The sequence below is a fragment of the Acidiphilium sp. MT5 genome (assembly GCF_054767495.1).
The window spans coordinates 58,245-83,003 of the sequence record NZ_BAABMR010000011.1; the positions used below are offsets into that span (position 1 = coordinate 58,245).

Sequence of the window (24,759 nt, forward strand, 5' to 3'; positions counted from 1 at the left end):
TTTACAAAGTCGCCGCGATGACGGCTCTGGGGCTCTGCCTCACCGCCGGCGCCGCACAAGCGCAAGTCAAGATCGGCGTGGCCGGCCCGATGACCGGCTCTAACGCCGCGTTCGGCACCCAGTTGGTCAATGGCGCCAATCAGGCGGTCGCCGATCTCAACGCCCATGGCGGCGTGCTCGGCAAAAAAGTCGAAGCGATCACCGTCGATGATGCCTGCGATCCGAAACAGGCCGTCACCGTGGCAAACCAATTGGTCGCCGATCATGTGGTGATGGTCGATGGCCATTTCTGCTCGGCGTCAACCATTCCGGCGAGCAAAGTCTATAGCGAGAACGGCATTCTCGAAATCTCGCCCGCGTCAACCAACCCGCAATATACCGATCAAGGCTCGTGGAACACGTTCCGCGTTTGCGGCCGCGATGACGAGCAAGGCAAAGTTGCCGCTAACTACATCAAAGCCCATTTCGCCAAGGACAAAATCGCCGTCCTCGATGATAATTCCACCTACGGCAAAGGCATCGCCGATCAGGTGCGGATGAACCTGAAAAAGCTCGGCGTCAAAGTGGCCTATAATGCCTCTTACACCGCCGGCGAAAAAGACTACTCCGCCCTGATCAGCCGCCTGAAGCAAGATGGTATCGGCCTCGTTTATATCGGTGGCTACTACGCCGATGCCGGCATCATGGAGCGCGAAGGTGCCGCCCAAGGCTATCACCCGCAATATTTCGGGGAAGACGCGATGGCGACCGATCAGCTTTGGCAAATTGCCGGCCCCGCCGCGCAAGGCATGCTGTTCACCTTCCCGCCGCCGGCTGAAAAAAGCCCGTCTGCGGCTGCCGTGGTGAAAGAGCTGTCCGCCAAAGGTCAAAACCCGGGCGGCTACGTGCTCTACTCCTACGCAACCATCCAGGTCTGGGCTGAAGCGGCGAAAAAAGCGCACAGCATCAAGCCGCTGGTCGTCGCCAAGGAGCTGAAAGCCGGTGGTCCGTGGAATACCGTGCTCGGCGAAATTCGCTTCAACAAAATTGGTGACGTGGTTCCGGCGGCTTATGCCATCTATATCTGGAACAACGGCAAATACACCGTTCACGCCATGCACTAACCAACACTACCGGTTCTAACTGGATAGGCGTTGGAGGCGCGATGATCGCAAGGTCATCGCGCCTTTTTGATGATCAGCCCCGCCGCACCCGCCCCGATCAGGCCGCGCGCTGCGCGGGTTGCCGCCGGACAAACTCCATCGTGCCGTCATTCACCTGCCCATAACGCAGCGTTATCAAGTCAAGAATATAGTTTTGATAGAGTTTCCAAGGCTTCTTTGAGCCTTGCTTGGGCAATTGATGGATCGCGCGCTGCACATAACCGGAGCTGAAATCCAGAAACGGCTCTTCCCGCACCGTCGGATCGGTCTGCCGGGGGGTGCATTGGCCATAGCCATGCTGATCCATATAATTAAGCAGTCGGCACACATAAGCCGCCGTCAAATCCGATTTCAGCGTCCATGAGGCGTTGGTATAGCCAAATGATGAGGCCATATTCGGAATATCGCTATTCATCATGCCTTTGTAATTCATCGTCTTTGATAAATCGGCGCGCACCCCATCAACAAAAATCTCAAGCCCGCTCAGTAGCTTCAATTTCAAACCGGTCGCCGTCACAATAATATCCGCGGGCAAAATCGTGCCCGATTTGGTCAGAATCCCCGCCTCGGTAAAACGCTCAATCTGATCCGTGACCACCGAGGCGGTTCCCGCCTTCAACACCCGAAACAAATCACCATCCGGCACCAAGCATAATCTCTGATCCCAAGGATTATAGCGCGGCCTGAAATGAGTTTCGACATCCACCGCGTCACCAAGTTGCTGACGCGCCAAGGCAATCAATTGTTCTTTCACCTTCGCCGGGCGTCGGCGCGCCAATTGATAGAAAAACATGGTCAATAACACGTTGCGCCAGCGCGCCAGCGCATAAGCAAGCTTCCCCGGCAAATAATCGCGCAGCGTGTTGGCAAACGCATCTTCCGCCGGGCGCGATACCACATAGGTCGGCGAACGCTGCAACATCACCACATGCGCCGCCTTTTCGGCCATCGCCGGCACCAGCGTCACCGCCGTCGCACCACTGCCAATCACCACCACTTGCTTGCCGGCATAATCCAAATCCTCCGGCCAATGCTGCGGATGCACCAAGCGCCCGGCAAAACTGTCCGCCCCGGCAAATTCCGGATTATGCCCTTCAGCGTAATCATAATAGCCGCTGCACATGAACAGGAAATTGCAGGTAAACACCACCAAATCACGCGCTGCCCCCACCTCTGCCTCAACGGTCCATAGCGCCTCGCTTGATGACCAATGCGCCCGCTTCACCGCATGATGAAACCGGATATGTTGATCAACGCCATAGTCACGCGCCGTCTCGCGCACATAATTCAAAATCGCAGGGCCATCGGCAATCGCTTTCGCCAGCGTCCATGGGCGGAACGAATACCCCAGCGTATACATATCGGAGTCAGATCGAATTCCAGGATAGCGAAATAAATCCCACGTCCCGCCAATGGCATCGCGCGCCTCTAACACCGCATAGCTCTTGTTCGGGCAATGCATCTGCAAATGGCACCCCGCCCCGATGCCCGAAAGCCCGGCCCCCACAATCAACACATCAACATGCTGCGCGTTCATCAGCGGATGCTCCTTCATCGCCTAAAACCACTTGACGTTTAGGTAAACACCGCAACCAAAAATGTAAACCGATTTTTGCCCCGCCCGCCCGCCTCTGCCCTAGCTTATCAACCCGGCGCGAGCTCTTCGCTCGCCCACTCAATCGCCCGATAATCAAAGCCCGGCGGCAAGCCCGGCTTGACCACTTCAAAATAAGGCGAAACATCAAAATCGCGCGGAACAAAAAAACTATAATGCCGCGCTTGCAAAATCTCGCGCACACAAGCCGGGCAATCCGGCGCATCCGCCGGAAACTCCCGCACCAGCGGCAAAATCGGGTAGCCCGCCGCATGAAAAGCCTGCGCCACCAAACTTGAACAGATCGCCCGCGTCGGATCGCCGCTGCCCAAGGTGAGCAACCGGCGCCGCCACCGGCGCGGCACCGGCGGCGTCGGCAATAAATACCGGGCCAGATCCCATATATTGCGCAAATCATAACGATCGCCGATGCGCGCACGCGCAAACCCAATCACCGCCGCGCAATCCACCTCAGTCAGCCCAATCGGTCGGCAAATCCGCACATGCAATTCGGCGAATTCGCTCAAGCCCACACAGCGCACCCCATCGCTAATATCCGCCTCGATAAAACAAGGCTCGGCCACGCCCCCGGCCCGCAGCGGTGCCAGCCCCACATAAAGAGCGGCATGCGACCAGGTCGATTGAGTCAGATATTTGATCGCGGTGCTGATCCGGCTATTGCCCTCCACCAGCACCACATCCCCCGGCTGCAACACGGAAGCTAACCGGTGCGGCTTGGCCGCCGGGGCGGTGCCGTGAATATGCACCGGCTTTGATAAAAACCGCGCCAGCTTTTCGCCAAATCTTTGTCCCAGATTTTTTCCCATGCTTCCTTGTAGCATGGCGCAACATCGCTGCACCAATGCCAATCACGCATGGTTTTGATAAAACAACCTTATCCCCGCCTCACCCCGGCTCGAACGAAACATCACGCTGCCGGCGCATCAAATGCTCGCCCGCATCCACATAAAACACCGTGCCGGTGACCGATCCGGTCTCCACGATAAATCGCACCGTCGCCGCAATATCCTCAGGCGTCGAGCCGCGCCGCAACGGCGTCGCCGCTTGGCCACGGGCGAAATTCTCTGCCGATTGCCGCTCGCCAATCAAGGTCAGCCCCGGCGCCACCCCGCACACCCGCACCATCGGCGCAAACGCCATCGCCAACATTTCCGTCGCCGCCGCCAGGGCCGCTTTCGACAGCGTGTAAGCGAAAAAATCTGGATTCAAATTCGACAGTTTTTGATCCAGAATATTCACAATCACCCCGTGCCGCCCCGCGCAAGACGCGGCAAAATCCCGTGCCAACAGCACCGGTGCCACCAAATTCGGCGCCATATGCGCCGCAATCGCTTCTGCCGTAATGGTGCTGGGCTGATCAAACTCAAAGCGCGAGGCGTTATTCACCAGCACCTCCAGCGGCCCGGCGAGCGCCTCGGCCCGCGCAATCAACCCCGCCACCGAAGTCGGATCGCTCAAATCCGCCTCCAGCACAAAGGCGCGCCCGCCCGCCTGCACCATCTCGGCGCGCAACGCCTCAGCCTCCAGCGCCGACCCCCGATAATGGATCACCACCGCCCGCCCGCTGGCCGCCAGCCCGCGCACAATCGCAGCACCCAGCCGCTTCGCTCCGCCCGTTACCAGCGCTGCCATCAGCGTTGATCGCCCGTCACGCCGCTCGCGTTCGCATCAAGCTGAAACCCAATCAACGCCTCTTGCTGCGCTGAAACCGGCGCATTCGGCATCTCAATCTTGATCGGCTTGGTGGTCGCCACCGCTTGGGTCGCGCCATTTTTGAAATCAAACGTAATCGGGTCAATCTGCTTGCCAATAATCTGATCGCCCTGGGTCAGCGCAATGAAATAGGGCAGGGTGATCTGATCCCCAATCAAAGCTGGCCCCCGGGTCGCCGCAAAGCCGATCCGAAATGTCGTCAACAGTTCGTCCTTGCCATGCGTCGCGCATGTCCCGGCAACCCCGGTGATCCGTGCCGAAATTTCCCGCGCCCCAACGCTCGCCTCATTGCCCCGCGCTTTGACGATCTGATTAGCCTGCGTCAGCACCGACACGGTCGGGCAAAACAAAGCAACCTTGTCCGATGACCCCGAACACGCCGCCAACAGCAAGGGCGTCGCCAACACCGCAACCCGCTTCAATCCACTCACCGCACTCTCCATTTTTACGCTCCCCCTCTCTTGCCATCATTTCGCCGATCGGTCATCTCCGGCGCTGATGGCTGTATATACCGAAGTGACCGATGGCATGCTCAACGCCTTTCTCGCCCAGTATGATCTGGGCGAAGCCGTCGCATTTCGCGGCATCGCCGAGGGGGTTGAAAACAGCAATTACGCTCTGCGCACCACCCAGGGCGATTTCATCCTGACCCTCTATGAAAAACGGGTCGATCCCGCGGATCTCCCCTGGTTCCTCGGCCTGCTCGAACATCTCGCCCAGCACGGCCTGCCCTGCGCGCTGCCGGTGCGTGCGCGCAACGGTGCCAATCTCAACCGCCTCGCCGGCAAAGCCGCCGCCATCACCACCTTCCTGCCCGGCGTCTGGCCGCGTGACCCCACCATTGCCCATTGCGCTGAGCTGGGCAGCGCCCTCGCCCAACTCCACCACGCCGGCGTGGATTATCGCACCGAACGCCCCAACGCGCTCGGCCCCGCCGCCTGGCCACCGCTCTGGGCGCAATGCCGCGACCATGCCGACGCGGTCGAACCGGGCCTGCAAGCAACGCTCGATCGCGCCATCACCCGCATTGTCCCCGCCTGGCCCGCCACCTTGCCGCGCGGCCAAATCCATGCCGATCTGTTCCCCGACAATGTATTTTTCCTCGATGGCAAAATCTCTGGCCTGATCGATTTTTATTTCGCCGCCACCGATTTTTTCGCGCTGGACATCGCCATTTGCCTGAATGCCTGGTGCTTCGAGCCTGATTTCAGCTTCAACCGCGCCAAATCCGCCGCCCTGCTGCAAGGCTATCAAGCCATCCGCCCCCTCACCCAAGCCGAGCAAAGCGCGGTCCCGCTGCTCTGCCAGGGGGCCGCTTTGCGCTTCCTGCTCACCCGCCTCTATGATTGGCTGAACACCCCGGCGGGTGCCTTGGTCACCAAAAAAGACCCTCGCGATTATCTCCGCCGCCTCACCACCTTCCACCAGATGACCGAGGGCGCCGATTATGGCCTCTGAGCCGGAAAATCAGGCCACCCCAGTCGAAATCTGGACCGATGGCGGCTGCAAACCCAATCCCGGCCCCGGCGGCTGGGCGGCGATTCTCTGCACCGGCCCGCATATCCGCGAGCTATCCGGCGCTGAACCCGTCACCACCAATAATCGCATGGAGCTCACCGCCGCCGCCGCCGCGCTCGAAGCGCTCAAACGCCCCTGCCGGGTCACGTTGCACACCGATAGCGAATATCTGCGCCTCGGCATCACCCGCTGGCGCGAAGGCTGGGTGCGGCGCAATTGGCGCAACGCCAAAGGCGATCCGGTCGCCAATTACGATCTCTGGCAACGAATCCTCGCCGCAGCCAAACCCCACCAAATCGAATGGCTCTGGGTCCGCAGCCACACCGGCAATCCAATGAACGAACGCGCCGATCAACTCGCCACCGCCGCCCGCGAGGCGCTCGGTTAGGCCGATCAGCAAAAACCAAGCTCAACTCGACACTGCCCGGCGCATCGGCGTCACCGGATAAGCAAGCGATGCCGCCACCTGCACCGTCACCGTCTGCCCCTCGGTGAGTTCAACCGGCACCAGCGCCGCCCCATCGGTCCAGCGCCCATCCTGCTCATGATCGTGCCATCCTTCCACCAACGCCGGATCATCGAGCGCAATCACCCGCCCATCGGCGCGCAGCAGCGCCGCCACTTTTACTCCTAATCGCCGCAAATCCCGAGGATCAGGCGTCAAATGCCCCGGCACCGCCACGCGCGAGCGAATAATCGCCGCCCCATCGTCCCGCTGCTCAATCACCAACGCCGGATCATCGCTGGTCTCGATACCAGCCCGCGCCAGCAAACGCGCGCGCACCGCCTCCACCACCGGCCCCGCCTCAACGAACCGCGCGCAGCCGCGCTGCTCGCGCGTGGTCTGGGCAAAATTCGGATAGAGCGTCAGCGGCTCGGCACTATTGGTGAACACCCCGCGATTGCCGGTGTCCAAATATGATTCCGCCGGCGCCCCTTCTGCGAACAGTGCCGCATGAAACGGCAATTCCACATGATAATAATTCACCCCATGGCGTTTGATCTGCCGAATACTCTGCCCGTTCACCAAAATCTTCGCCGGGATCAAATGCTCATCCAACAGCAACGCATGATCGGGTGACACCACCAAATCACGATGCGGCACCCCATCGCTCAGCGCCCCCGCCGCGATCAAAATCGGCCACACCGTCTCGGGTCGCGGATGGCGCGTGCAATCAACCCGCCGCGCCCCAATCCAAATCACCGGCACCGCCCGGCGATCCGGCAACAGCACCCGATCATTCACCCGCAGAAATTCAACCTTGATCTCACCCCGCGCCGTTAAAATCCGCGTGCCCGAGGCAAAGCACGGATTGCCGTTGGTGAAGCCCTGCTCGTGCAGCGGCGCGGTCGGGGCCGGCCCGGTTTGCTCAAACGCAAAGGGACTGCCGCCGCCCAACAGCGCGGTCGTCGCAAAACTTGCGCTGAAATTTTCGCCTGCCATCACCAAACCCTTGAAACAGGGGCAACCCTAAGTCGATCGCACCCCCAATTCAAGCCAGATCGTCACACCCCGTCATCACGCAACCAAAGGTGCTCGCAGCGCCGCCGCCCGCGCCCAAGCCTCCGCCGCATCCTCGTCAAATAATTCAGTCAAACGCTTCATCATCGTGCCGCCCAATTCCTCGGCATCCACAATCGTCACCGCCCGCCGATAATAGCGGGTCACATCATGCCCAATGCCAATCGCGGTCAGCTCCACCAAATTGCGCGCCTCGATCTCGCGAATCACATCGCGCAAATGCCGCTCCAAATAATTGCCCTGATTAACCGATAAGGTGCTGTCATCCACCGGCGCGCCATCAGAAATCACCATCAAAATCCGCCGATGCTCAGGGCGCGCGAGCAACCGCCGATACGCCCAGGCCAAGGCCTCGCCATCGATATTTTCCTTGAGCAGCCCTTCGCGCAACATCAAACCCAAATTGCGCCGCGCCCGCCGCCAGGGCGTGTCAGCGGATTTATAGATAATATGCCGCAAATCATTCAGCCGCCCCGGATCGCGCGGCTTGCCCGCCGCCACCCATTGCTCACGGCTTTGCCCGCCCTTCCACGCCCGGGTGGTGAACCCCAAAATCTCCACCTTCACCGCACAGCGCTCCAGCGTGCGCGCCAAAATATCCCCGCACATCGCCGCCACCGAAATCGGCCGCCCGCGCATCGAGCCGGAATTATCAATCAGCAGCGTGACCACCGTATCGCGAAACTCGGTGTCGCGCTCGCGCTTGAAACTCAGCGGCAAGAGCGGGTCCACCACCACGCGGGCCAACCGGCCCACATCGAGCAACCCTTCCTCCATGTCGAAATCCCACGCCCGCTGCTGCTGCGCCAGCAACCGCCGCTGCAACCGGTTCGCGAGTTTCGAGACCACCCCATGCAAATGCTGCAATTGCTGATCGAGCAATTGCCGCAGCCGGTTCAACTCCTCCGAATCGCACAGCGCCTCGGCATCAATTTCCTCGTCAAACTGCCGGGTGAACGGCTTATACGCGCCAACCGGCTCACCCTCCGGCCCCTTGCGCCGCTGCTGCGGGCCTGCGGGCGCTTCATCCGCCGCCTGTGCGGCATCCTCGTCAAACTCCTCATCCGCCTCGGCATCCGAGGCTTCGGCAGCGCTGCTCTCAGGCGCCTGCGCCAAAAGCTGCGATGGATCAGGCTCCGCCTGGCTTTCCCCCTCGCCACGCTGATCCTGCTGGAGCGATTGCTCGCCCTGCTCGCCGTCCCGATCCTCATCGTCGCTGTTTTCCGACTCGGTTTCCGCCTCGGCCAAATCCATCGCCGCCAGCAACCGCCGCGCCATTTTGGCAAAATCACCCTGATCCGCCCGCGCCGCCGCCATATCCGCCAAGGCCTGCGCCGCCGAAGCGGGCAAATTCTCGCGCCAGAGCGAGACAATCGGCTTGGCCAAGTCCGGCACCGAAGCCGGGTCCATGCTTTCGCGCGCCAGCAGCGCCAAAGCCTGCGCCACCGGCAATTGTTCGCGCCGCGTCATCCGGTCAAGCCCGTCGGATTCCGCCTCCTCCTGCAGCTTATGGCGCAAATTATCCGCCACCCCGCTCATATGGGCGCTGCCCACACTCTCCACCCGCGCTTGCTCCAGCGCGTCATAAACCTCGCGCGCATCGCGGGCGAGCGGCGCACGCTGCGCATGGACCGCATCATCATGATGGCGCAACCGCAAGGCCAACGCATCGGCAATGCCGCGCAGCCGCGCTATCTCCGCCGGCGGCAAGGCGCGGGTCGGAGCGGGCAGGCGCGCCCGCTTGCCGGCCAGCCCAGCTGCACCTGGCTGAAACGCCACCTGCACCTCGTCCTGCCCCGCCATTGCCCGCAACGCGCCGGTGGTCGCGCGCTTAAACATCTCGCTCCGGCTCTGCTCGCCCGCCATCAGACCGCCCTCAATCCCATGCAGCGATCCGCCTTGCGCCTGATCACCTCAGCCCCCCGGCTCACACGCGCCGTGGCGTGGCACTCGTGGCAAGCTCCTCGCCAAAGCAGCGCTGATAATATTCCGCAACCGTCGCGCGCTCCGCCTCATCGCATTTATTCAGGAAGGTCAGCCGGAAGGCGAAGCCAACATCCTTGAAAATATTCACATTTTCCGCCCAAGTAATCACCGTGCGCGGTGACATGACCGTCGAAATATCCCCATTGATGAACCCGGCACGGGTCAAATCCGCCAGCGCGACCATGCTCTGAATCCGGGCCACCGCCGCCTTGTCGCTCGCCGGGATCCCCAATTTCGCGGTGACAATCGCGACCTCTTCGGCATGCGGCAAATAATTCAGCGTCGCCACAATGTTCCAGCGATCCATCTGCCCCTGATTGATCTGCTGCGTGCCGTGATACAGCCCAGTCGTATCGCCCAGCCCCACCGTATTGGCCGTGGCAAACAGCCGGAACGCCGCATGCGGGCGGATCACCCGGTTCTGATCGAGCAGCGTCAATTTGCCCTCAACCTCCAGCACGCGCTGGATCACAAACATCACATCCGGGCGGCCCGCGTCATACTCGTCAAACACCAGCGCACAAGGATGCTGCAACGCCCAGGGCAGCAACCCTTCGCGAAACTCGGTCACCTGCTTGCCATCCTTGAGCACAATCGCATCCTTGCCGATCAAATCGATGCGGCTGATATGGCTGTCCAAATTGACCCGAATACAAGGCCAGTTCAGCCGCGCCGCCACCTGCTCGATATGGGTCGATTTCCCGGTGCCGTGATAGCCTTGGATCATCACCCGCCGATTAAGCGCAAACCCCGCCAGAATCGCGAGCGTGGTCTCCCGGTCAAACCGATAGCTCTCATCAATCTCAGGCACATGCTCGGTGCGCTGCGAATAAGCCGGAATATCAAAGCTGCACTCAACGCCAAACAGCTCCGCCGCCCGCACCATCCGGTCAGGCCGATCGATGCTGGAGGTCGGCAAGCCGCGCGTTTCAGTCAGAGAAGCAATATTGGACATCGAAACATCATCCTTCATGGAACCACCAAACTAGCCTTAATCTCACGATCTGCAACTGCCCACCCCTCAATGCGAGGCGCTTGTCTGCGCAGGCGCTGCACTCAGCGACCGGCGCAGCGTCGCATACGCCAGATTAATCGTCTTCAACCGCTCTTCGGCTGATTTATCACCGCCATTCGCATCCGGATGATGCCGCTTGGCCAATTCCCGATAGCGCAGCCGCGCCGCCTCGCGCGTCACCGGCCATGACAGCCCCAAAACCCCCAAAGCCTCGCGCAATTCCGGCGGCGCGCGCTCCTCTGCCGGCGTCGCCCGCGCCCGGCCCACCCCCGCAAACGCCGCCAACTCCGCCTCCAACGCCTCGCTAATCCCGCCATTGCGCCCGAGCGGCCAGGTCGGGCGCTGCCAGCCAGTATCCGCGCGCAAATTAACCTCGATCTCGCCGGGACTCATGCCTTTGTAATAATCCCAGCCCGCATTGTAGGCGCGCACATGCTCAAGGCAAAACCAATAATAATCGCGCAAATGATCGCGCGATTTCGGCGCACGATACGCCGCCGGGTGCGGGCAGCCTTGCACATCGCAGGTCTGCATCGGTGCATCCGGGTCGGGGGCGAACGCACGCACCCTGCGGGTTGTCCTGCTCATGGGCACTCAATCTTCATGATCGGTAATTTGCCCTTTGTTCGCGTCTTGGCAACCTGCCTCGTGCAGTGCACAATCCACCTATGAACACACGCACCGACCGCATCCGCACCATCCTGACCACCTCCTTCAGCCCAACCCTGTTGGAAATCAAGGATGACAGCGCCAAACACGCCAAGCACACCACCCGCATGCAGCAGCCCGGCCATGCGCCCCATATCGGTGAAACCCATTATCGCCTGGCGATGACCGCGCCGATTTTCACCGGCATGAACCGCGTCGCCCGCTCGCGCGCGGTGCAAGACGCCCTCAAAGCCGAGTTTGACACCGGCCTGCATGCGCTCTCCCTCACCCTCAAAGCCCCCAACGAGCCCTGACCACCCCTTTGCTCCTGGATCGCCGATTTGCCGCCCTGTTTTGGTGCCAAGGCTTCGCCGCGTTCAATGACAATTTTCTGAAATCCGCGCTGACCGTCTTGCTGCTCTACCGGCACGGCCCCGCCGCCCTGCCGCTGGTCGCCCTCGCCGGCGGCGTGTTCATCGCCCCCTTCGTCGTGCTCTCCGGCCTGGGCGGTGAACTCGCCGACCGGATCGATAAAGCCCGCATCGCCTCGATCCTGAAATTCACCGAAATCGCCGCCGCCGCCCTCGCCGTCGCCGGCTTCCTGCTCAACGCCGTGCCAATCCTGTTCGCTGCCCTGCTCGCCTTCGGCGTGCTCGCCGCCCTGTTCAGCCCGGTCAAATACGGCATCCTGCCGGAATTATTGCACCCGGATGAACTGCCCCAAGCCAATGCGCTGATCGATTTTGCCACTTTCCTCGCCATCCTCGCGGGCACCGCCCTCGGTGCCGCCATCGGTGCCACCCATCCGCTCTTGCTCTCCGGGCTGGTGATGCTGGCGGGGCTGGCCAGTTTCGTCGCTTCAACGCGCATCCCACGGCACGGCGCCGCCCAACCAGGCCTTGCCATCCGCGCCAATCTCGCCGCCAGCAGCGCCGCCTTAATCCAGATTCTGCGCACCAGCCCAGCCCTCTGGCGCGCCGCCTTGGTCTCAAGCTGGTTCTGGTTCGCCGGCATCACCGCCCTGACCTTGCTGGCACCCTTATTAAAACTTCAGCTCCATCGCGGCCCGCACGCCGTCACACTCGGCCTCGCCATCTTTTCGCTCGGCATCGGTGCCGGCTCTTTCCTCGCCGCCCGCCTGATGCGCGGGCGCCTCAGCCTCGCCCCGGCTTGGCCCGGCAGCATCGCGCTCGGCGCTCTTTCGCTCCTGCTCGGCCTCGCGGTGAGCGATCTCGCGCCGCCGTTCGCGGGGGTGCTCCTGATCCTGTTCGCTATCGCGGTGGCGGGCGGGCTGATCGCCGTGCCCAGCCTCGCTTTGGTGCAAGCGCTCGCGCCAGCCAATGCCCGCGCCCGCGCCGTTGCCGGCGCCAACGTGCTGAACGCGGTGGCCATGATCATCGCCAGCCTCGCGCTGACAGCCCTGCTGCATGGCGGTGCCGCCCCCAGCACCATCCTCGCCGGGTTCGGCGGCGCGACGTTGCTGATCAGCCTGCTTGCGGTGGTGCGCCGGTAAATTGCGCGGGGCGCTTCTCAATGAAAGCGCGCACCCCCTCGATAAAATCGGGCGTGCGCCCCATCACCCGCTGCAAATCGCGCTCCAAATCCAACTGCGCATCCAGCGTCTGGGTCGCCGCCTGATTAAAGGCCCGCTTCATCGCCGCGAGCGACTGGGTGGGTCGCGCCGCCATCGCTTGCGCAAAATCAAGCGCCGCCTCGGCAAACCCCTCATCGGGCAGGCAGCGCCAAATCATCCCCCAATCCATCGCTTGCTGCGCGCTAATCGCCTCGCCGGTCATCGCCAACCCGCGCGCCCGCGCATCCCCGATCAAATGCGGCAAAAACCACGTCCCGCCCGCATCCGGAATCAGCCCGATGCGCACAAATGCCTGAATAAAACTCGCCGACTCCGCCGCCAGCACAATATCCGCCGCCAGCGCCAAATTCACCCCCGCTCCGGCCGCCACGCCATTCACCGCCGCAATCACCGGCCGGTTCAACGCCCTGATCCGCCGCACCAACGGATTATACATCTGCTCGATCGAGGCGCCCAAATCCCGCAATCCACCGCCCTGATTCTGGGTCAAATCCGCACCCACGCAAAAGCCGCGCCCGGTCCCGGTCAACAGCACCGCCCGCACCGTGTCATCCGCCTCAATCGCGCCAAACGCCGCACTCAGCGCCGTCAGCAAGGCCGGGTTCAGCGCATTGAGCTTGTCGCTCCGGTTCAGCCGCAGCACCCGCACCGCACCCATCGCCGCGACAATCAATTCATCGTCCATTTTCTTGCTCCTTGGTTTTGCGCATAGTGCCGCATGGTTGCTAAAGCGGCAATGATCTCGCGTGATTAAGGAGCGAAAATGAGTATCTGTTTGGCAATCCATGGCGGTGCGGGCACCCTCCGGCAAAGCGACCTCACCGATGATGTCGCCGCCGCCCGGCATGAAGGCCTGCGCCGCGCCCTGCGTCGCGGTTTTTCGTGCCTGCGCGCCGGCGCCTCCGCGCTCGATGCGGTGACCGAGGCCGTCATGGCCCTCGAAGATGACCCCCAATTCAACGCTGGTCACGGCGCGGTGCTGACCGATCAGGCCACGTTGGAAATGGATGCCGCCATCATGTCCGGTGTGGATCGCCGAGCCGGCGCGGTCGCTGGCATTTGCGGCCCGCGCAACCCGATCCGCGCCGCCCGCGCGGTGCTCGATCTCGCCGTGCTTGATCGCGCCGGTCCGGTGCTGATGATCGGCGAACCCGCCCTCGCCATCGCCCGTGCCGCCCAAATACCGTTCGAACCGGCGGCGTATTTTCTCACCGAAAGCCGGGTCGCCGCCTTGCAGCGCGAACTCGCCCGCCGGGCTTCCGGCGCGCCGGATAGCCGCTCGGATGCGGACCGCCACGGCACGGTCGGTGCCGTCGCCCGCGATCATGCCGGCCACCTCGCCGCCGCCACCTCCACTGGCGGCCTCACCGCCAAACGAGCGGGCAGGGTAGGGGACACCCCGATTTTCGGCGCCGGCACCTTCGCCGATGACGCCACCTGCGCGGTGAGCTGCACCGGCACCGGCGAAGTCTTCATCCGCTACACTGCCGCCGCTGACATCGCCGCCCGCATCCGCTATCGCGGCGATGCGCTCGCCGCCGCCGCGCAGAGCGTCATCACCGAACTCGCCGATCATGGCGGTGATGGCGGATTGATCGCCCTCGGCCCCACCGGCGCACCCGCCTTGGTCTTTAATTCCAGCGGCATGTATCGCGGCTTCGTCACTGAGGATGGCGCCCTGCACACCGCGATCCACCGCGAGGCATTTCGCACCATCGCCGCATGAAACTTTTGCGATCCCCCAACGCTTGCTTTACAGCAAGCGAATGATGCGGTTACCTCGCCCATAACGGTAATCCCGCCATTAACAAGGTAGGTTTGATGCAAAGCGCTCTGGAACGGGAACTGAACGAGTTAGCCACGCGGGTGCGCCTCGCCCTGCGCGGCCATGATCGCGGCGTGATCCTCGCCTTTTTGCTCTGTCTCGCGCCGCTGCCCCCGGTCATGCTGATCGGCGCCCTCCTCATGCTGGTCCACGCGCTGTTGCTCGTCCTCGGGCGGCTTGATCGGCGTGAAGCCACGCCGATCATCATCGGCCTGGTGATCGCCACCGCCTATGCCGTGCTCTGGGTCCATATCGCGCGGGTCATTGGCCATGCCGGCCCGCTCCAAACGCTACGCCATCTGTTCGGCCATATTTTCAGCCTCCCGCAATCCACGCGCCATCCCGGCGTCGATACCGTCGCTGACCGCCTGTGGAGCCGCCCGCAATGAGCGATGATCCGATCAACCCCGCCCCGCTCGAAGCCCATGACGCCATCGCTCATAACCAAGCGCCGCCGCCCAACCCAGCCGGGCGGCGTGAGGACCAAAAATTCTGCTTCTCCTGCGGCACCGTCATGCATGTTTCGGCGCAAGCCTGCCCGCAATGCGGCGCTACCCAATCCCGCGCTTTGACCGCCACACCCGGCGCGCCCGGCCAGGCTCTCAGCGCCATCGCCAGCGCCAACACCGCTTTTTGTCGCGGCTGCGGCCAAACCATCCACGCCACCGCCCCGCTCTGCCCGCATTGCGGCGCACCCCAGCGCGTCACCAACCCCTATGGCCAACCCTACGGCCCGTCCTACGGCCCCCCCAAAAGCCGCGTCACCGCCGCCTTGCTCGCGTTTTTCCTCGGCGGCTTAGGCGTCCACAAGCTCTATCTCGGCGATGTCGGTTTGGCGGTGCTGTATTTTCTATTTTGCTGGACCTTCATTCCCACAATCATTGCCCTGATCGAAGGTGTTATCTATGTAACGATGTCTGACGAAGATTTCGCCCTTAAATATAACCGTCGCTAACCGTGCCGTCTGCCGCGCCGATCCATCCAAGCCCCTCCAGGAGTTTTTGAATGTCAGGAACCATATTCTGCCGTGCATGCGGCGCCTCGATCAACGCGTCCGCGCCGCTCTGCCCGCAATGCGGCGCACCGCAGGCGCAAGCGGGGTGGCGCGCCGCAACTCCGGGTGACGGCATTCCCCGCACATTCGCTAACGCCGTCCAGATCTGTTTTCACAAATATGTCAACATCCAGGGCCGCGCGCCGCGCGCCGAGTATTGGTTTTTTGTCCTGTTCTCGGCCATTGTCCAGATCGCTACCTTTATGCTGGTCGGCGTGATCGAACTCGCGACCCATGCCAACCTGCATATCCTGGTCGTGCTAGTGGGGCTGGCGTTGTTTCTGCCCTCGACGAGCGTCTCGATGCGCCGCCTGCATGATCGAGATATGTCGGGCTGGTGGTTTCTACCAATCATCATCCTGAACGGGATGTCCCTGTTCCAACAAGCGGTGTTTGGGCCAATGACCCCGGCTTTCATCCACTCTCCGACCTTCTTGCCGTTCGTTCTGGTCGGCGCCACCGGTGGTCTCTGGGGCATTGTTCTGCTTGTGATCTTCTGTCTGCGTGGCACTGTCGGCGATAACCGCTACGGCCCCGAAAATGGCGAGGTCACCCCGCAATATCGCCTCTAATCACCGCGCCCCGCCCCGTCACTGCACTGATCAACCAATAGGCATCGACCATGTCAGGAACCGTGTATTGCCGGGGTTGTGGCGCCCAAATCAACCTTCACGCCCCGTTCTGCCCACAATGCGGCGCCCGCCAACCCATCACCCGCGCCCTCAGCCCGGGTGATGGCATTCCCCGCACCTTTGGTCATTCCGTCGAAATCTGCCTGCAAAACTACGCGAATTTCAGGGGCCGCGCCCCGCGCGCCGAATTTTGGTTCTTCCAATTATTCGTCCTAATCGTGAATATCGGCTATGGTCTCGTTTGCGGCTTCATCGGCGCAATTTTCAAGCTCGATGTTCGCCCCATTCTCCCCGCCGCATCCTTGCTGCTCTTCGTCCCCAACTTGGCCGTCTTGATCAGGCGCTTGCATGATCTCAACCGCTCAGGCTGGTTTGCCCTCCCATGGGCCATCGCTGGATTAACCTATGATTTCAGCAAAATTTTCGCACCAAACGGCCTCGCGCACGTCATGCAGCCCCAGCGCAATCCCGCCGTCGGCGCCTATATCGGCTTGGCCATTCTTTTCTTCCTCGGCTATTTCCTCCTAATCCTGGTTTGGACCTGCCTGCCCGGCACCCGAGGCGATAATCGCTACGGACCCGAGAATGGCGAAGTTCCGTTCTTTGACCGCTACTGACGCGCAACCCGCCCGCCGTCTGGCCCCCAGGCGCTTTATCGGCTATCTGGTGTAAACCACCAATCTGGCCGCACCCCCCGGCCCAAGAGGCCACCACCACACTGAACCGGAGACTGGCGCGATTGCCCCGTTTTATCGCATCGACCCGACCGCATCGCACGTCCGGCCCCAGCGCATGATCGGCACCCGATCCGACCGGCTGGACCGCCTGCCACGCAATTTCCCCAATTCGGTGGAGATCTGCTTCAACAAATTCGCCGATTTCACCGGCCGCGCCCCGCGCGCCGAATATTGGTATTTCTACCTGTTCAATTTCCTCGCCCAAATCTTCGCCAGCATCCTCGATACGCTCCTGCACGATCTCCACCCCTTAATGCTCGGCCCGTATCAAATCGGCAAAATCGGCACCATGGGCGTTTTGTTTTTCCTCGGCCTGTTCGTGCCCAATCTCGCCGTGCAAGTCCGCCGCCTGCATGACCGCAACCTATCGGGCTGGCTCGCTTTGCTGCTCATCATCCCCCTCGGCCCGCTCGTCCTCCTGGTCATTAATTGCCTACCCAGCACCCCAGGCCCCAACCGGTTCGGCGCCCCAATCAGCACCCAGCCCCGGCCCGATATCTGGTAAGCGCCGCTTTTATTGCACCGCGCCATAACCCGTGCTATTTCTCTCCGTTGAGCCACCTCACTATTTTGGTATGGAGATCGCCGCATGGCGCGCGTAACCGTTGAAGACTGCATCGAACAAGAGCCCAACCGCTTCAAGCTGGTTCTGCTCGCCAGCCAGCGCGCGCGTAATCTCGCCCGTGGCGCCGCCATCACCATCGATCGCGATAACGACAAAAACCCCGTCGTCGCGCTGCGCGAAATCGCCGCCGCCTCGGTCGATTTCTCCGGCCTCGAACAGGATTTGGTCAAATCCCTCTCCCGCGTGCCCGATCCTGAGCCCGCCGACGAAGAAGTGCAGGATCTGATCCCGACCGATCAAAATATTTTCGGCCTGCAAGATGTCTCCGCCGAGGAAGAAGCCGCCGCCCTCGCCGCCGAATCCGAGGAAATGACCTCCGAAGACATCGCCGCCGCCATCGAAGCGGAACTCGGCGGCGGCAGCCTGCGCCGCCGCTGATCCAGGCATCAGGCCAAAATGGCGGGGTGGCACGGCTTTTCGCGAACGACCCCGCCGCTCTTCGCACCCGAAGGCAGCACCAGCGGCACCCCAACCGATAACCTGATCGCGCCCCTGCTCTCGCGCATCGGCGCCTATGATCCCAAAGCCGATGCCACGATCATCGAGCACGCCTACCAGGTCGCCGCCGCCGCCCACGCCACCCAACGCCGCGACAATGGCGATCCCTACATCTCCCACCCCGTCGCCGTCGCGGACATCCTCGCCGATTACCGGCTCGATACCTCCAGCATCGCCACCGCCCTGCTGCATGACGTGATCGAAGACACCGGCATTTCCCTCCCCGAACTCGAAGCCGGCTTCGGTGCCGAAATCGCCGGCCTCGTCGATGGCGTCACCAAACTGACCCGCCTCGAACTCCAGTCCGATCGCACCAAACAAGCCGAAAATTTCCGCAAGCTCGTCCTCGCCATGAGCAAGGACATCCGCGTCCTGCTCGTCAAACTCGCGGACCGCCTGCATAATATGCGCACCATCCATTTCGTCACCGAACGTGACCGCGCCGTGCGCATCGCCCGCGAAACCATGGAAATCTACGCTCCCCTCGCCGAACGCATCGGCATGGAGCGCGTCAAAGTCGAACTGCAAAACCGCGCCTTCGCCGTCATCGACCCCGAAGCCTTCGACTCGATCCAAAACCGCCTCAACTTCCTGCGCGGCCAAGGCGCTGACGTCATCGAAGAAGTCCGCGCCGACCTGATGCGCGTCTGCCGCGAGGCCGGCATCGAAACCATCGAAATCCTCGGTCGCGAAAAATCGATTTTCTCGATCTGGGAAAAAATGCAGCGCCGCAACGTCGCCTTCGAACAACTCTCCGACATCATGGCCTTTCGCATCATCGTCCCCACCCGCGATGCCTGCTACGTCGCCCTCGGTGCCATCCACGCCGCCTTCCCGGTCATCGCTGGCCGCTTCAAAGACTATATCTCAACCCCCAAATCCAACCTGTACCGCTCGCTGCACACCGGCGTCACCCTCCGCCAGCCGCGCAACCAGAAAATCGAAGTGCAAATCCGCACCCCCGAAATGCACGACATCGCGGAAAACGGCGTCGCCGCCCACTGGTTCTACAAACAATCCGGCGAAAAGCGCGGCGAACCCTCCAATGCCGACCTCAAACAATTCCGCTGGGTGCAAGACCTCCTCGAAATTCTCGAAAACTCCTCCGCCCCCGATGAGTTTCTCGAAAACACCAAACTCGAACTCTACCAAGACCAAGTCTTCTGCTTCACCCCCAAAGGCCAACTGATCCAGCTCCCGCGTGGCGCCACCCCGGTCGATTTCGCCTACGCCGTCCACTCGCAAATCGGCGATGCCTGCGTCGGCGCGCGCATCAATGGCCGCCTGATGCCGCTGCGCTACGCCCTGCAAAATGGCGATCAGGTCGAAATCCTCACCGCCCGTGGCGGCACCCCCTCCGCCTCCTGGGAACGCTTCGTCGTCACCGGCAAAGCCCGGGCGCGCATCCGCCGCTTCCTCGCGCAGCAAGTCCGCGTCCAACATCGCGACCAAGGCAAAGCCGCCCTCGCCCGCGCCTTCCGCCAAGACGGCGTGGATGGCAGCGAAAAAATCCTCGAAACCATCCTCAAACCCCTCAAAACCGCCAGCCTCGATGATCTCTACGTCGCCGTCGCCACCGGCAATCTCGGCGCGAAAGACGTCGTCCACGCCGCCTATCCCGCCCTGCGCGAAAATCGCGGCCCGCGCACCATCCCCGGCATGCTCGCCCGCCCGCCGCGCGCCGCCAAACCCAACACCCTGCCCATCACCGGCCTGATCTCCGGCATGGAAATCCACTACGCCGGCTGCTGCCACCCCCTCCCCGGTGATCCCATCGCCGGCATCATCGCCACCGGCAAAGGCGTCACCATCCACACCAAAGACTGCCTCACCCTCGAAACCTTCGCCAACACCCCCGAACGCTTCATCGATGTCGATTGGGACTACGCCCAACTCAGCCAAACCCGCGAAGGCCCCAATGGCGTGGGCAAAGACAAACCCTTCACCGGCCGCGTCAGCGTCATCGCATCCCACGCCCCCAACGCCCTCGCCAACCTCGCCAACGCCGTCGCCAAACAAAACGCCTCCCTCGAATCCCTCAAAATCGTCCACCGCCAGCAAGATTTTTTCGAATGCCTGATGGACATCGAAGTGCGCGACCTGCGCCACCTCTCCCAAGTCATCGCCGGCCTGCGCGCCGCCGGCGGCGTCACCCAGGTCGATCGCGCCAAAACATGATTTTCGCCCCCATCATCTATCCATGATCATCGGCATCGGCTCCGATCTCTGCGACATCCGCCGCATCGAGCGCTCCCTGGAGCGCTTCGGAGACCGTTTTGCCCTCCGCCTGTTCACCGAAACCGAACGCGCCCGCGCCGAACGCCGCCCGCACCAGCGCGCCGCCAGCTACGCCAAACGCTTCGCCGCCAAAGAAGCCTGCGCCAAAGCCCTCGGCACCGGCTTTCGCCGCGGCGTGTTTTTCTCCGATATGGGCGTGGTCAATCTGCGCACCGGCCAACCCACCCTCGCCCTCACCGGCGGCGCCGCCACCCAGCTCGCCACCCTCATCCCGCCGGGCCATACCGCGTTTTTGCACCTGTCCCTGACCGACGAATACCCCTATGCCTACGCCCATGTCATTATCGAAGCCCGACCCCTCACCAACCCAGCCTGACCCCAGCACCTGCCCCCATCTCGGCACCTGCGGCGGCTGCGCCGCATCCCCCCCGCCCGACAAACTCGAACGCCTGCGCCAAGCCCTCGCCCGCGCCGGCTATCCCGCTCCCCCCATCGCCCCGCTCGTGCAAATTCCCTTCGGCACCCGCCGCCGGGTCGATCTCGCGCTCCAACGCCATGACGGCGCGATCCGCCTCGGCTTTCACCAGCGCCGCGCCCGCGACGTGGTCGATATCCTCTCCTGTCCCGCCGCCCTGCCAGCCATCGCCGCCCTCATCGCCCCGCTGCGCACCCTCGTCCCCCAACTCACCGCCCTGCGCAAAACCGGCAGCATCCTCATCAACCAGGTCGATAACGGGCTAGACCTCACCATCACCCTCGATGCCCCCGCCACCCCAGCCGACCGCGCCCGCCTCATCACCTTCGCCCGCACCCATAACCTCGCCCGCCTCAGCCTCGGCGATGAACCCATCCTCGTCCAACACGCACCCACCCTGCAATCCGGCCCGCTCACCATCACCCCACCCCCCGGCGCCTTCCTCCAACCCACCCTCGAAGGCGAAGCCGCCATCCGCACCGCCATCCTCGCCGGCCTGCCCCGCAACCTCACCCGCAAATCCCGCTTCATCGAACTCTACGCCGGCATCGGCACCCTCACCGGCACCCTGCTCCCCCACGCCCGCATCCACGCCGTCGAAGGCAACAAACCAGCCTGCGCCGCCCTCGAAGCCGCCGCCCGCGCCGCCCAACAATCAAGCCGCCTCACCATCGAACCCCGCGACCTCGCCCGCCGCCCCCTCACCCCCAAAGATTTTTTCGCCGCCGCCGCCCTCATCCTCGACCCCCCCTTCGACGGCACCGGCCCCCAACGCCCCGCCATCGCCGCCTCCGGCGTCAAAACCATCATCCACATCAGCTGCAACCCCGACGCCCTAACCCTCGAAGCCCTTTCGCTCCGCCGCGCCGGCTATTCGCTCACCGCCACCACCCCCATCGACCAATTCCCAGGCACCGACCACCTAGAATCCGTCGCCATTTTCTCGCGCCGCTAACGTCGGCGTCGCCACCCCACCCGCTGTCTCCGCCATTGTTGGGTATCGCTTCGCTCATCAATCCTACGCTTGCTTTATTCCCTCATTTCTGCCGGGATAGATTCTGGTTTTTTTTCTTCCTCCCGGCGATCCCAGGAACGATAGAGCCACGGTTGGACCATCTCAAGCGTTGTAATTCGAGGATGAAATTTTAAGCCCTCCTCCGAATTTTTCATTTTATTTAACGCATTTATTAGTTGATCGACGAGAAACTCAGGGACGAACAGCCATGGGCGCACCAACCAATCGCTGGGCAGACTGCCATCCCGACAAAGTGCGCTGAGAAGACCTGTCCAGTTCTTATTCCAACCATTTAAACGCTTTTTTAAGCTCGAAAGTTGGCGCTCATACGATATCTCGCAGAGAAAGATTTCATGCCGTGCCCAGTCACACACGACCGCATCGCAATACCAATGAGGACCACTAGTATCTGGATTGTCACTTTCGTTTAATTGAATACAAAATTCTGTATTTATGAATAATGATCGATCTGCGCGAAGATAATCGAAAACAACATTTTCGTAGTAGTTCATGTATTTGAACTCCGATGTTTACATAAATTGATGCCAGCAAATATCTGATCCCGCTGACGCTCTACGGACGGACTTCTGCACGCATCCGGATACGACCAGTTGGCGTGAGCTAGGTTCAAATCAACACCGCACAACACCTTTCCTTCGCGCTCTAACTTTTCAAAACAAGAATCGTTTTCAAACACAACCATGATCTTGAAACTACTCAGCAAGCGTAGGATGGGTGAGCGCAGCGCTACCCATCGCTTTTTGATGCCGAGGCTCGGGACACGACTGAATCCGGTGCAACACAGTCTGGTTGTTAGCATTGCAGATTGGCCATATTCATCGTTTTATTAATCGGTGGCCACGGGGTTTGATCCCGCAGATGAGGCCGCAGGAGAGGTGGCGTTGAATGAGGCGCGGGAGGCTTTGAAGTGTGAACGCTCAGAGTCCGGAACTGATGGGTAGCGCTTCGCTTACCCATCCTACGCTTGCTCTATCCGGCAGATTGGGCTGGAGCTAAGGTGGCGTTCAATGAGGCGGGGCACGTAGATAAAGTTCCCGAGTAACTGCATTGTCAAACTGATTAAATGTGATCCTCATCAATTCAACAACCTTATCCCTATAAGGCCCAACGTCAGCACTTGAAAAGCGGAGAGACTCTCCGTGCGCTATAAAATTACGTTTCACGATCAGGTTATTGTCAATAAATTCGAAGTAAGGCTCAAAAAACGATGGCGATAATCCAACCATCTCACAGCAAGTAACCAATACCGACGACGAAAGATTTGATCTGCCATTTATTTTATTGAAGCTGCCTTTTTTCAGGCTTCTATCTGGATCTGATCTTATAGATATCAAGAAACGACGAAATTTTTCGTCTCCAACGTAATTCGCGTGCTGAAACCTCTTTATAACAGAAAGTGCCCAAAATTCATCTCGCATAGCAGAAAGTAAAGTCCGTTTCTCGGCCAAAAAATTTAAATAGCTATTCGATGCTTTAACAAAGTAACCCTCCCAATGGGCATACATTAAGGGAACTGATGCCCTCAAAAGAGCAGCGCGCAATATATCATTATCAGCACTTGGACCGCACGCTCGAACAATTTCAGATAGCTCTCTCACCCTCCATGTAATATCACTAGTGAGATGCGCTGAGAATTCATCTTCAAGGCTCATGCCGAGAAAATCTCGGTTCCGCGGGGGATTGTATATTGAACACGATCAGTGCCGGCAACGCCTGCGACCGAATATTTCTTGGATTCCGCAGACGCCCAAAAAGCCATCACTTGTTCTTTGATAAAAGTCTGAGGATGCGTCTTGGACAATATATTATCTAGACACCGAATGACGCCGACTAGAATAATTTCAATTGAAGTTCGTCCTATACGACCAGAAAACTCGCCATCACGATACGGACGTAATGCATTTGGACCGCACGCCTCAGTCAGTAAATCAATCGCTGTCGACATTTTGTTGAAATAGCCATCAAATTCATCAACACAACTTGCAATATCAACCATCGCATTTGTAACAAATTCTTCTATGTCGGTCCCAAGTTTATAATCACGAAATGCAAACGACATAATTTTGCAGAGATTATCCAAGTGATTTGACTTCTGAATTGATAATACGCCCAACGGAATCAAGCTTGCAAATTTTTGATTTTCTGCAAATTCCTTCAATCTAAAGAAAAAATTACGACTAACCATCACTAGAGCGCAGTTTCTAAGCTCCTGGTCATTCGCCGCTAGCCCGCCACTATTTAGCCGCTGAAATAAATCATACTTGCTTTTCGGATCACTTTTTTTCTCGAGAAGCTGCACACCAATTTTTGTCCTCTTGATCGAGCGCTGCACATCTGTGTCAATAACAAAATATTTGTCACGATTGTCAATGAATGCTTGATCATCAGACGATTCTCGATTCTCGTCGATTTCAATTCGCCTATTAAGAAGCTCCTGAGACCAAAACCCACCTCTCAACGAGGGTAGATATTGAGTGCCAATCAAAGCTGACGGGACTTCTGGTTGGCCAGTATCTGGATTTTTCAATTCCCCTGCAAATTCAAGAATTGTGGAAAGTCTCTGAAGGCCGTCGATCACTTCCCATTTGCTATCAGCAAGTTCAAAGACAAATATAGGAGGAAGAGGTATCCTTACCAAAATAGACTCGATTAGCCGAGACTTTCTCGGAGTATCCCATCTAAAAAGCCTTTGAAAATCAGGGTCTATTTTTATATCCCCGTCCCGATAGAGATTGATGATCTCTCCGATCGTCAAGCTAAAGGCGTCGGTAGAGACTTGACGCGCAGCGCTATCAATTTCTGCTCTAAGTCCCATTGGACCTCCAATTAAGCGTCGGTTACAGAAAATTTTAAATCCGGTAATTTAACTAGTCAGGTATAATAACA

At 60.4% G+C, this 24,759-nt stretch carries 27 protein-coding genes; 15 read left to right on the forward strand and 12 right to left on the reverse strand.

The window, feature by feature from the left end; translation table 11 throughout:
* Positions 1 to 17 precede the first annotated feature (17 nt).
* A complete protein-coding gene (locus tag ACYUCQ_RS12495; RefSeq protein ID WP_460254871.1) occupies positions 18 to 1,103 on the forward strand; it encodes a branched-chain amino acid ABC transporter substrate-binding protein in 1,086 nt (361 codons plus the stop codon).
* Between the two features lie 97 nt (positions 1,104 to 1,200).
* Here ACYUCQ_RS12495 and ACYUCQ_RS12500 read toward each other — a convergent pair whose 3' ends face one another.
* The 4 genes from ACYUCQ_RS12500 to ACYUCQ_RS12515 form a co-directional block, all read right to left on the reverse strand.
* On the reverse strand, positions 1,201 to 2,679 hold the full coding sequence (locus tag ACYUCQ_RS12500) for a flavin-containing monooxygenase (protein WP_460254872.1): 1,479 nt from the start codon (positions 2,677 to 2,679) through the stop codon (positions 1,201 to 1,203).
* A gap of 107 nt (positions 2,680 to 2,786) precedes the next feature.
* Positions 2,787 to 3,563 carry a YiiX/YebB-like N1pC/P60 family cysteine hydrolase gene (locus ACYUCQ_RS12505; protein WP_460254873.1) on the reverse strand — a complete coding sequence of 259 codons (777 nt, stop codon included), beginning with the start codon at positions 3,561 to 3,563 and terminating at the stop codon, positions 2,787 to 2,789.
* Between the two features lie 79 nt (positions 3,564 to 3,642).
* The gene (locus ACYUCQ_RS12510; protein ID WP_460254874.1) at positions 3,643 to 4,389 is read right to left on the reverse strand and encodes an SDR family oxidoreductase; all 747 of its coding nucleotides are present in this window, start codon (positions 4,387 to 4,389) and stop codon (positions 3,643 to 3,645) included.
* Positions 4,389 to 4,901, reverse strand: a complete 513-nt coding sequence (locus ACYUCQ_RS12515) for a hypothetical protein (RefSeq protein WP_460254875.1) — start codon at positions 4,899 to 4,901, stop codon at positions 4,389 to 4,391. Before ACYUCQ_RS12515 ends, ACYUCQ_RS12510 begins: the two co-directional genes overlap by 1 nt.
* A 67-nt stretch (positions 4,902 to 4,968) precedes the next feature.
* Here ACYUCQ_RS12515 and ACYUCQ_RS12520 point away from each other — a divergent pair, with 67 nt between their 5' ends.
* Both ACYUCQ_RS12520 and rnhA read left to right on the forward strand, forming a co-directional pair.
* Positions 4,969 to 5,928: a homoserine kinase gene (locus tag ACYUCQ_RS12520; protein WP_460254876.1), complete on the forward strand. Its 960-nt coding sequence runs from the start codon at positions 4,969 to 4,971 to the stop codon at positions 5,926 to 5,928.
* Complete coding sequence (gene rnhA / locus ACYUCQ_RS12525) at positions 5,918 to 6,376, forward strand: ribonuclease HI (RefSeq protein ID WP_460254877.1); 459 nt, start codon at positions 5,918 to 5,920, stop codon at positions 6,374 to 6,376. The genes ACYUCQ_RS12520 and rnhA overlap by 11 nt, the downstream gene beginning before the upstream one ends.
* A gap of 21 nt (positions 6,377 to 6,397) precedes the next feature.
* Here the strand turns inward: rnhA and ACYUCQ_RS12530 are convergent, their stop codons facing one another.
* From ACYUCQ_RS12530 to ACYUCQ_RS12545, 4 genes are all read right to left on the reverse strand, one after another.
* Entirely contained in the window at positions 6,398 to 7,432 is a 1,035-nt protein-coding gene (locus tag ACYUCQ_RS12530) for a Hint domain-containing protein (RefSeq protein WP_460254878.1), read from the reverse strand.
* A gap of 75 nt (positions 7,433 to 7,507) precedes the next feature.
* The gene (gene cobT, locus ACYUCQ_RS12535; RefSeq protein WP_460254879.1) at positions 7,508 to 9,376 is read right to left on the reverse strand and encodes a cobaltochelatase subunit CobT; all 1,869 of its coding nucleotides are present in this window, start codon (positions 9,374 to 9,376) and stop codon (positions 7,508 to 7,510) included.
* A gap of 61 nt (positions 9,377 to 9,437) precedes the next feature.
* Entirely contained in the window at positions 9,438 to 10,451 is a 1,014-nt protein-coding gene (cobS, locus tag ACYUCQ_RS12540; protein ID WP_460254880.1) for a cobaltochelatase subunit CobS, read from the reverse strand.
* A 66-nt stretch (positions 10,452 to 10,517) separates the two neighbouring features.
* Positions 10,518 to 11,099 (reverse strand): J domain-containing protein, encoded by a 582-nt coding sequence (locus tag ACYUCQ_RS12545; protein ID WP_460254881.1) that lies wholly within the window; start codon positions 11,097 to 11,099, stop codon positions 10,518 to 10,520.
* An 80-nt stretch (positions 11,100 to 11,179) separates the two neighbouring features.
* Between ACYUCQ_RS12545 and ACYUCQ_RS12550 the strand changes: the two genes are divergently transcribed.
* Both ACYUCQ_RS12550 and ACYUCQ_RS12555 read left to right on the forward strand, forming a co-directional pair.
* Positions 11,180 to 11,473 carry a BolA family protein gene (locus tag ACYUCQ_RS12550; RefSeq protein ID WP_460254882.1) on the forward strand — a complete coding sequence of 98 codons (294 nt, stop codon included), beginning with the start codon at positions 11,180 to 11,182 and terminating at the stop codon, positions 11,471 to 11,473.
* 8 nt (positions 11,474 to 11,481) lie between these two features.
* Positions 11,482 to 12,672: an MFS transporter gene (locus ACYUCQ_RS12555; RefSeq protein ID WP_460254883.1), complete on the forward strand. Its 1,191-nt coding sequence runs from the start codon at positions 11,482 to 11,484 to the stop codon at positions 12,670 to 12,672.
* On the opposite strand, the gene ACYUCQ_RS12560 is transcribed toward ACYUCQ_RS12555, so the two are convergent.
* Positions 12,644 to 13,438, reverse strand: coding sequence for an enoyl-CoA hydratase-related protein (locus tag ACYUCQ_RS12560; RefSeq protein ID WP_460254884.1), 795 nt, complete (start codon positions 13,436 to 13,438; stop codon positions 12,644 to 12,646). The two genes, ACYUCQ_RS12555 and ACYUCQ_RS12560, sit on opposite strands and share 29 nt — an antisense overlap.
* A 78-nt stretch (positions 13,439 to 13,516) precedes the next feature.
* On the opposite strand from ACYUCQ_RS12560, the gene ACYUCQ_RS12565 reads away from it, so the two are divergent.
* The 10 genes from ACYUCQ_RS12565 to ACYUCQ_RS12610 all read left to right on the forward strand — a co-directional run bounded on the left by ACYUCQ_RS12565 (position 13,517) and on the right by ACYUCQ_RS12610 (position 21,792).
* Positions 13,517 to 14,479, forward strand: a complete 963-nt coding sequence (locus ACYUCQ_RS12565) for an isoaspartyl peptidase/L-asparaginase family protein (RefSeq protein WP_460254885.1) — start codon at positions 13,517 to 13,519, stop codon at positions 14,477 to 14,479.
* 95 nt (positions 14,480 to 14,574) lie between these two features.
* Positions 14,575 to 14,967, forward strand: coding sequence for a hypothetical protein (locus tag ACYUCQ_RS12570; protein ID WP_460254886.1), 393 nt, complete (start codon positions 14,575 to 14,577; stop codon positions 14,965 to 14,967).
* Positions 14,964 to 15,533, forward strand: coding sequence for a TM2 domain-containing protein (locus tag ACYUCQ_RS12575; RefSeq protein WP_460254887.1), 570 nt, complete (start codon positions 14,964 to 14,966; stop codon positions 15,531 to 15,533). Before ACYUCQ_RS12570 ends, ACYUCQ_RS12575 begins: the two co-directional genes overlap by 4 nt.
* Positions 15,534 to 15,583: 50 nt before the next feature.
* Positions 15,584 to 16,204 carry a DUF805 domain-containing protein gene (locus tag ACYUCQ_RS12580; protein WP_460254888.1) on the forward strand — a complete coding sequence of 207 codons (621 nt, stop codon included), beginning with the start codon at positions 15,584 to 15,586 and terminating at the stop codon, positions 16,202 to 16,204.
* Positions 16,205 to 16,254: 50 nt separating this feature from the next.
* Positions 16,255 to 16,881, forward strand: a complete 627-nt coding sequence (locus ACYUCQ_RS12585; RefSeq protein ID WP_460254889.1) for a DUF805 domain-containing protein — start codon at positions 16,255 to 16,257, stop codon at positions 16,879 to 16,881.
* Between the two features lie 175 nt (positions 16,882 to 17,056).
* Positions 17,057 to 17,506 (forward strand): DUF805 domain-containing protein, encoded by a 450-nt coding sequence (locus ACYUCQ_RS12590; RefSeq protein WP_460254890.1) that lies wholly within the window; start codon positions 17,057 to 17,059, stop codon positions 17,504 to 17,506.
* Positions 17,507 to 17,590: 84 nt separating this feature from the next.
* On the forward strand, positions 17,591 to 18,004 hold the full coding sequence (gene rpoZ / locus ACYUCQ_RS12595; RefSeq protein ID WP_460254891.1) for a DNA-directed RNA polymerase subunit omega: 414 nt from the start codon (positions 17,591 to 17,593) through the stop codon (positions 18,002 to 18,004).
* Between the two features lie 18 nt (positions 18,005 to 18,022).
* Positions 18,023 to 20,302, forward strand: a complete 2,280-nt coding sequence (locus tag ACYUCQ_RS12600; protein WP_460254892.1) for a RelA/SpoT family protein — start codon at positions 18,023 to 18,025, stop codon at positions 20,300 to 20,302.
* Between the two features lie 22 nt (positions 20,303 to 20,324).
* Positions 20,325 to 20,738 (forward strand): holo-ACP synthase, encoded by a 414-nt coding sequence (acpS, locus tag ACYUCQ_RS12605; protein WP_460254893.1) that lies wholly within the window; start codon positions 20,325 to 20,327, stop codon positions 20,736 to 20,738.
* Entirely contained in the window at positions 20,698 to 21,792 is a 1,095-nt protein-coding gene (locus ACYUCQ_RS12610) for a class I SAM-dependent RNA methyltransferase (protein ID WP_460254894.1), read from the forward strand. The genes acpS and ACYUCQ_RS12610 overlap by 41 nt, the downstream gene beginning before the upstream one ends.
* A gap of 74 nt (positions 21,793 to 21,866) precedes the next feature.
* On the opposite strand, the gene ACYUCQ_RS12615 is transcribed toward ACYUCQ_RS12610, so the two are convergent.
* The 3 genes from ACYUCQ_RS12615 to ACYUCQ_RS12625 form a co-directional block, all read right to left on the reverse strand.
* Positions 21,867 to 22,364, reverse strand: a complete 498-nt coding sequence (locus ACYUCQ_RS12615) for a hypothetical protein (protein ID WP_460254895.1) — start codon at positions 22,362 to 22,364, stop codon at positions 21,867 to 21,869.
* A 513-nt stretch (positions 22,365 to 22,877) separates the two neighbouring features.
* A complete protein-coding gene (locus tag ACYUCQ_RS12620; RefSeq protein ID WP_460254896.1) occupies positions 22,878 to 23,525 on the reverse strand; it encodes an MAE_28990/MAE_18760 family HEPN-like nuclease in 648 nt (215 codons plus the stop codon).
* Positions 23,522 to 24,688 carry a GmrSD restriction endonuclease domain-containing protein gene (locus tag ACYUCQ_RS12625; protein ID WP_460254897.1) on the reverse strand — a complete coding sequence of 389 codons (1,167 nt, stop codon included), beginning with the start codon at positions 24,686 to 24,688 and terminating at the stop codon, positions 23,522 to 23,524. Before ACYUCQ_RS12625 ends, ACYUCQ_RS12620 begins: the two co-directional genes overlap by 4 nt.
* Positions 24,689 to 24,759 lie beyond the last annotated feature (71 nt).

Coding starts and splice junctions, on each gene's coding strand:
- ACYUCQ_RS12590 (WP_460254890.1), top strand. CDS start 17,057: ATGATCGGCACCCGATCCGACCGGCTGGACCGCCTGCCACGCAATTTC.
- cobS (WP_460254880.1), bottom strand. CDS start 10,451: ATGTCCAATATTGCTTCTCTGACTGAAACGCGCGGCTTGCCGACCTCC.
- ACYUCQ_RS12500 (WP_460254872.1), bottom strand. CDS start 2,679: ATGAACGCGCAGCATGTTGATGTGTTGATTGTGGGGGCCGGGCTTTCG.
- ACYUCQ_RS12580 (WP_460254888.1), top strand. CDS start 15,584: ATGTCAGGAACCATATTCTGCCGTGCATGCGGCGCCTCGATCAACGCG.
- ACYUCQ_RS12575 (WP_460254887.1), top strand. CDS start 14,964: ATGAGCGATGATCCGATCAACCCCGCCCCGCTCGAAGCCCATGACGCC.
- ACYUCQ_RS12510 (WP_460254874.1), bottom strand. CDS start 4,389: ATGGCAGCGCTGGTAACGGGCGGAGCGAAGCGGCTGGGTGCTGCGATT.
- ACYUCQ_RS12600 (WP_460254892.1), top strand. CDS start 18,023: ATGGCGGGGTGGCACGGCTTTTCGCGAACGACCCCGCCGCTCTTCGCA.
- ACYUCQ_RS12625 (WP_460254897.1), bottom strand. CDS start 24,688: ATGGGACTTAGAGCAGAAATTGATAGCGCTGCGCGTCAAGTCTCTACC.
- ACYUCQ_RS12495 (WP_460254871.1), top strand. CDS start 18: ATGACGGCTCTGGGGCTCTGCCTCACCGCCGGCGCCGCACAAGCGCAA.
- ACYUCQ_RS12550 (WP_460254882.1), top strand. CDS start 11,180: ATGAACACACGCACCGACCGCATCCGCACCATCCTGACCACCTCCTTC.
- ACYUCQ_RS12615 (WP_460254895.1), bottom strand. CDS start 22,364: ATGAACTACTACGAAAATGTTGTTTTCGATTATCTTCGCGCAGATCGA.
- ACYUCQ_RS12610 (WP_460254894.1), top strand. CDS start 20,698: ATGTCATTATCGAAGCCCGACCCCTCACCAACCCAGCCTGACCCCAGC.
- ACYUCQ_RS12505 (WP_460254873.1), bottom strand. CDS start 3,563: ATGGGAAAAAATCTGGGACAAAGATTTGGCGAAAAGCTGGCGCGGTTT.
- ACYUCQ_RS12530 (WP_460254878.1), bottom strand. CDS start 7,432: ATGGCAGGCGAAAATTTCAGCGCAAGTTTTGCGACGACCGCGCTGTTG.
- rpoZ (WP_460254891.1), top strand. CDS start 17,591: ATGGCGCGCGTAACCGTTGAAGACTGCATCGAACAAGAGCCCAACCGC.
- ACYUCQ_RS12560 (WP_460254884.1), bottom strand. CDS start 13,438: ATGGACGATGAATTGATTGTCGCGGCGATGGGTGCGGTGCGGGTGCTG.
- rnhA (WP_460254877.1), top strand. CDS start 5,918: ATGGCCTCTGAGCCGGAAAATCAGGCCACCCCAGTCGAAATCTGGACC.
- acpS (WP_460254893.1), top strand. CDS start 20,325: ATGATCATCGGCATCGGCTCCGATCTCTGCGACATCCGCCGCATCGAG.
- ACYUCQ_RS12570 (WP_460254886.1), top strand. CDS start 14,575: ATGCAAAGCGCTCTGGAACGGGAACTGAACGAGTTAGCCACGCGGGTG.
- cobT (WP_460254879.1), bottom strand. CDS start 9,376: ATGGCGGGCGAGCAGAGCCGGAGCGAGATGTTTAAGCGCGCGACCACC.
- ACYUCQ_RS12620 (WP_460254896.1), bottom strand. CDS start 23,525: ATGAGCCTTGAAGATGAATTCTCAGCGCATCTCACTAGTGATATTACA.
- ACYUCQ_RS12520 (WP_460254876.1), top strand. CDS start 4,969: ATGGCTGTATATACCGAAGTGACCGATGGCATGCTCAACGCCTTTCTC.
- ACYUCQ_RS12545 (WP_460254881.1), bottom strand. CDS start 11,099: ATGAGCAGGACAACCCGCAGGGTGCGTGCGTTCGCCCCCGACCCGGAT.
- ACYUCQ_RS12585 (WP_460254889.1), top strand. CDS start 16,255: ATGTCAGGAACCGTGTATTGCCGGGGTTGTGGCGCCCAAATCAACCTT.
- ACYUCQ_RS12565 (WP_460254885.1), top strand. CDS start 13,517: ATGAGTATCTGTTTGGCAATCCATGGCGGTGCGGGCACCCTCCGGCAA.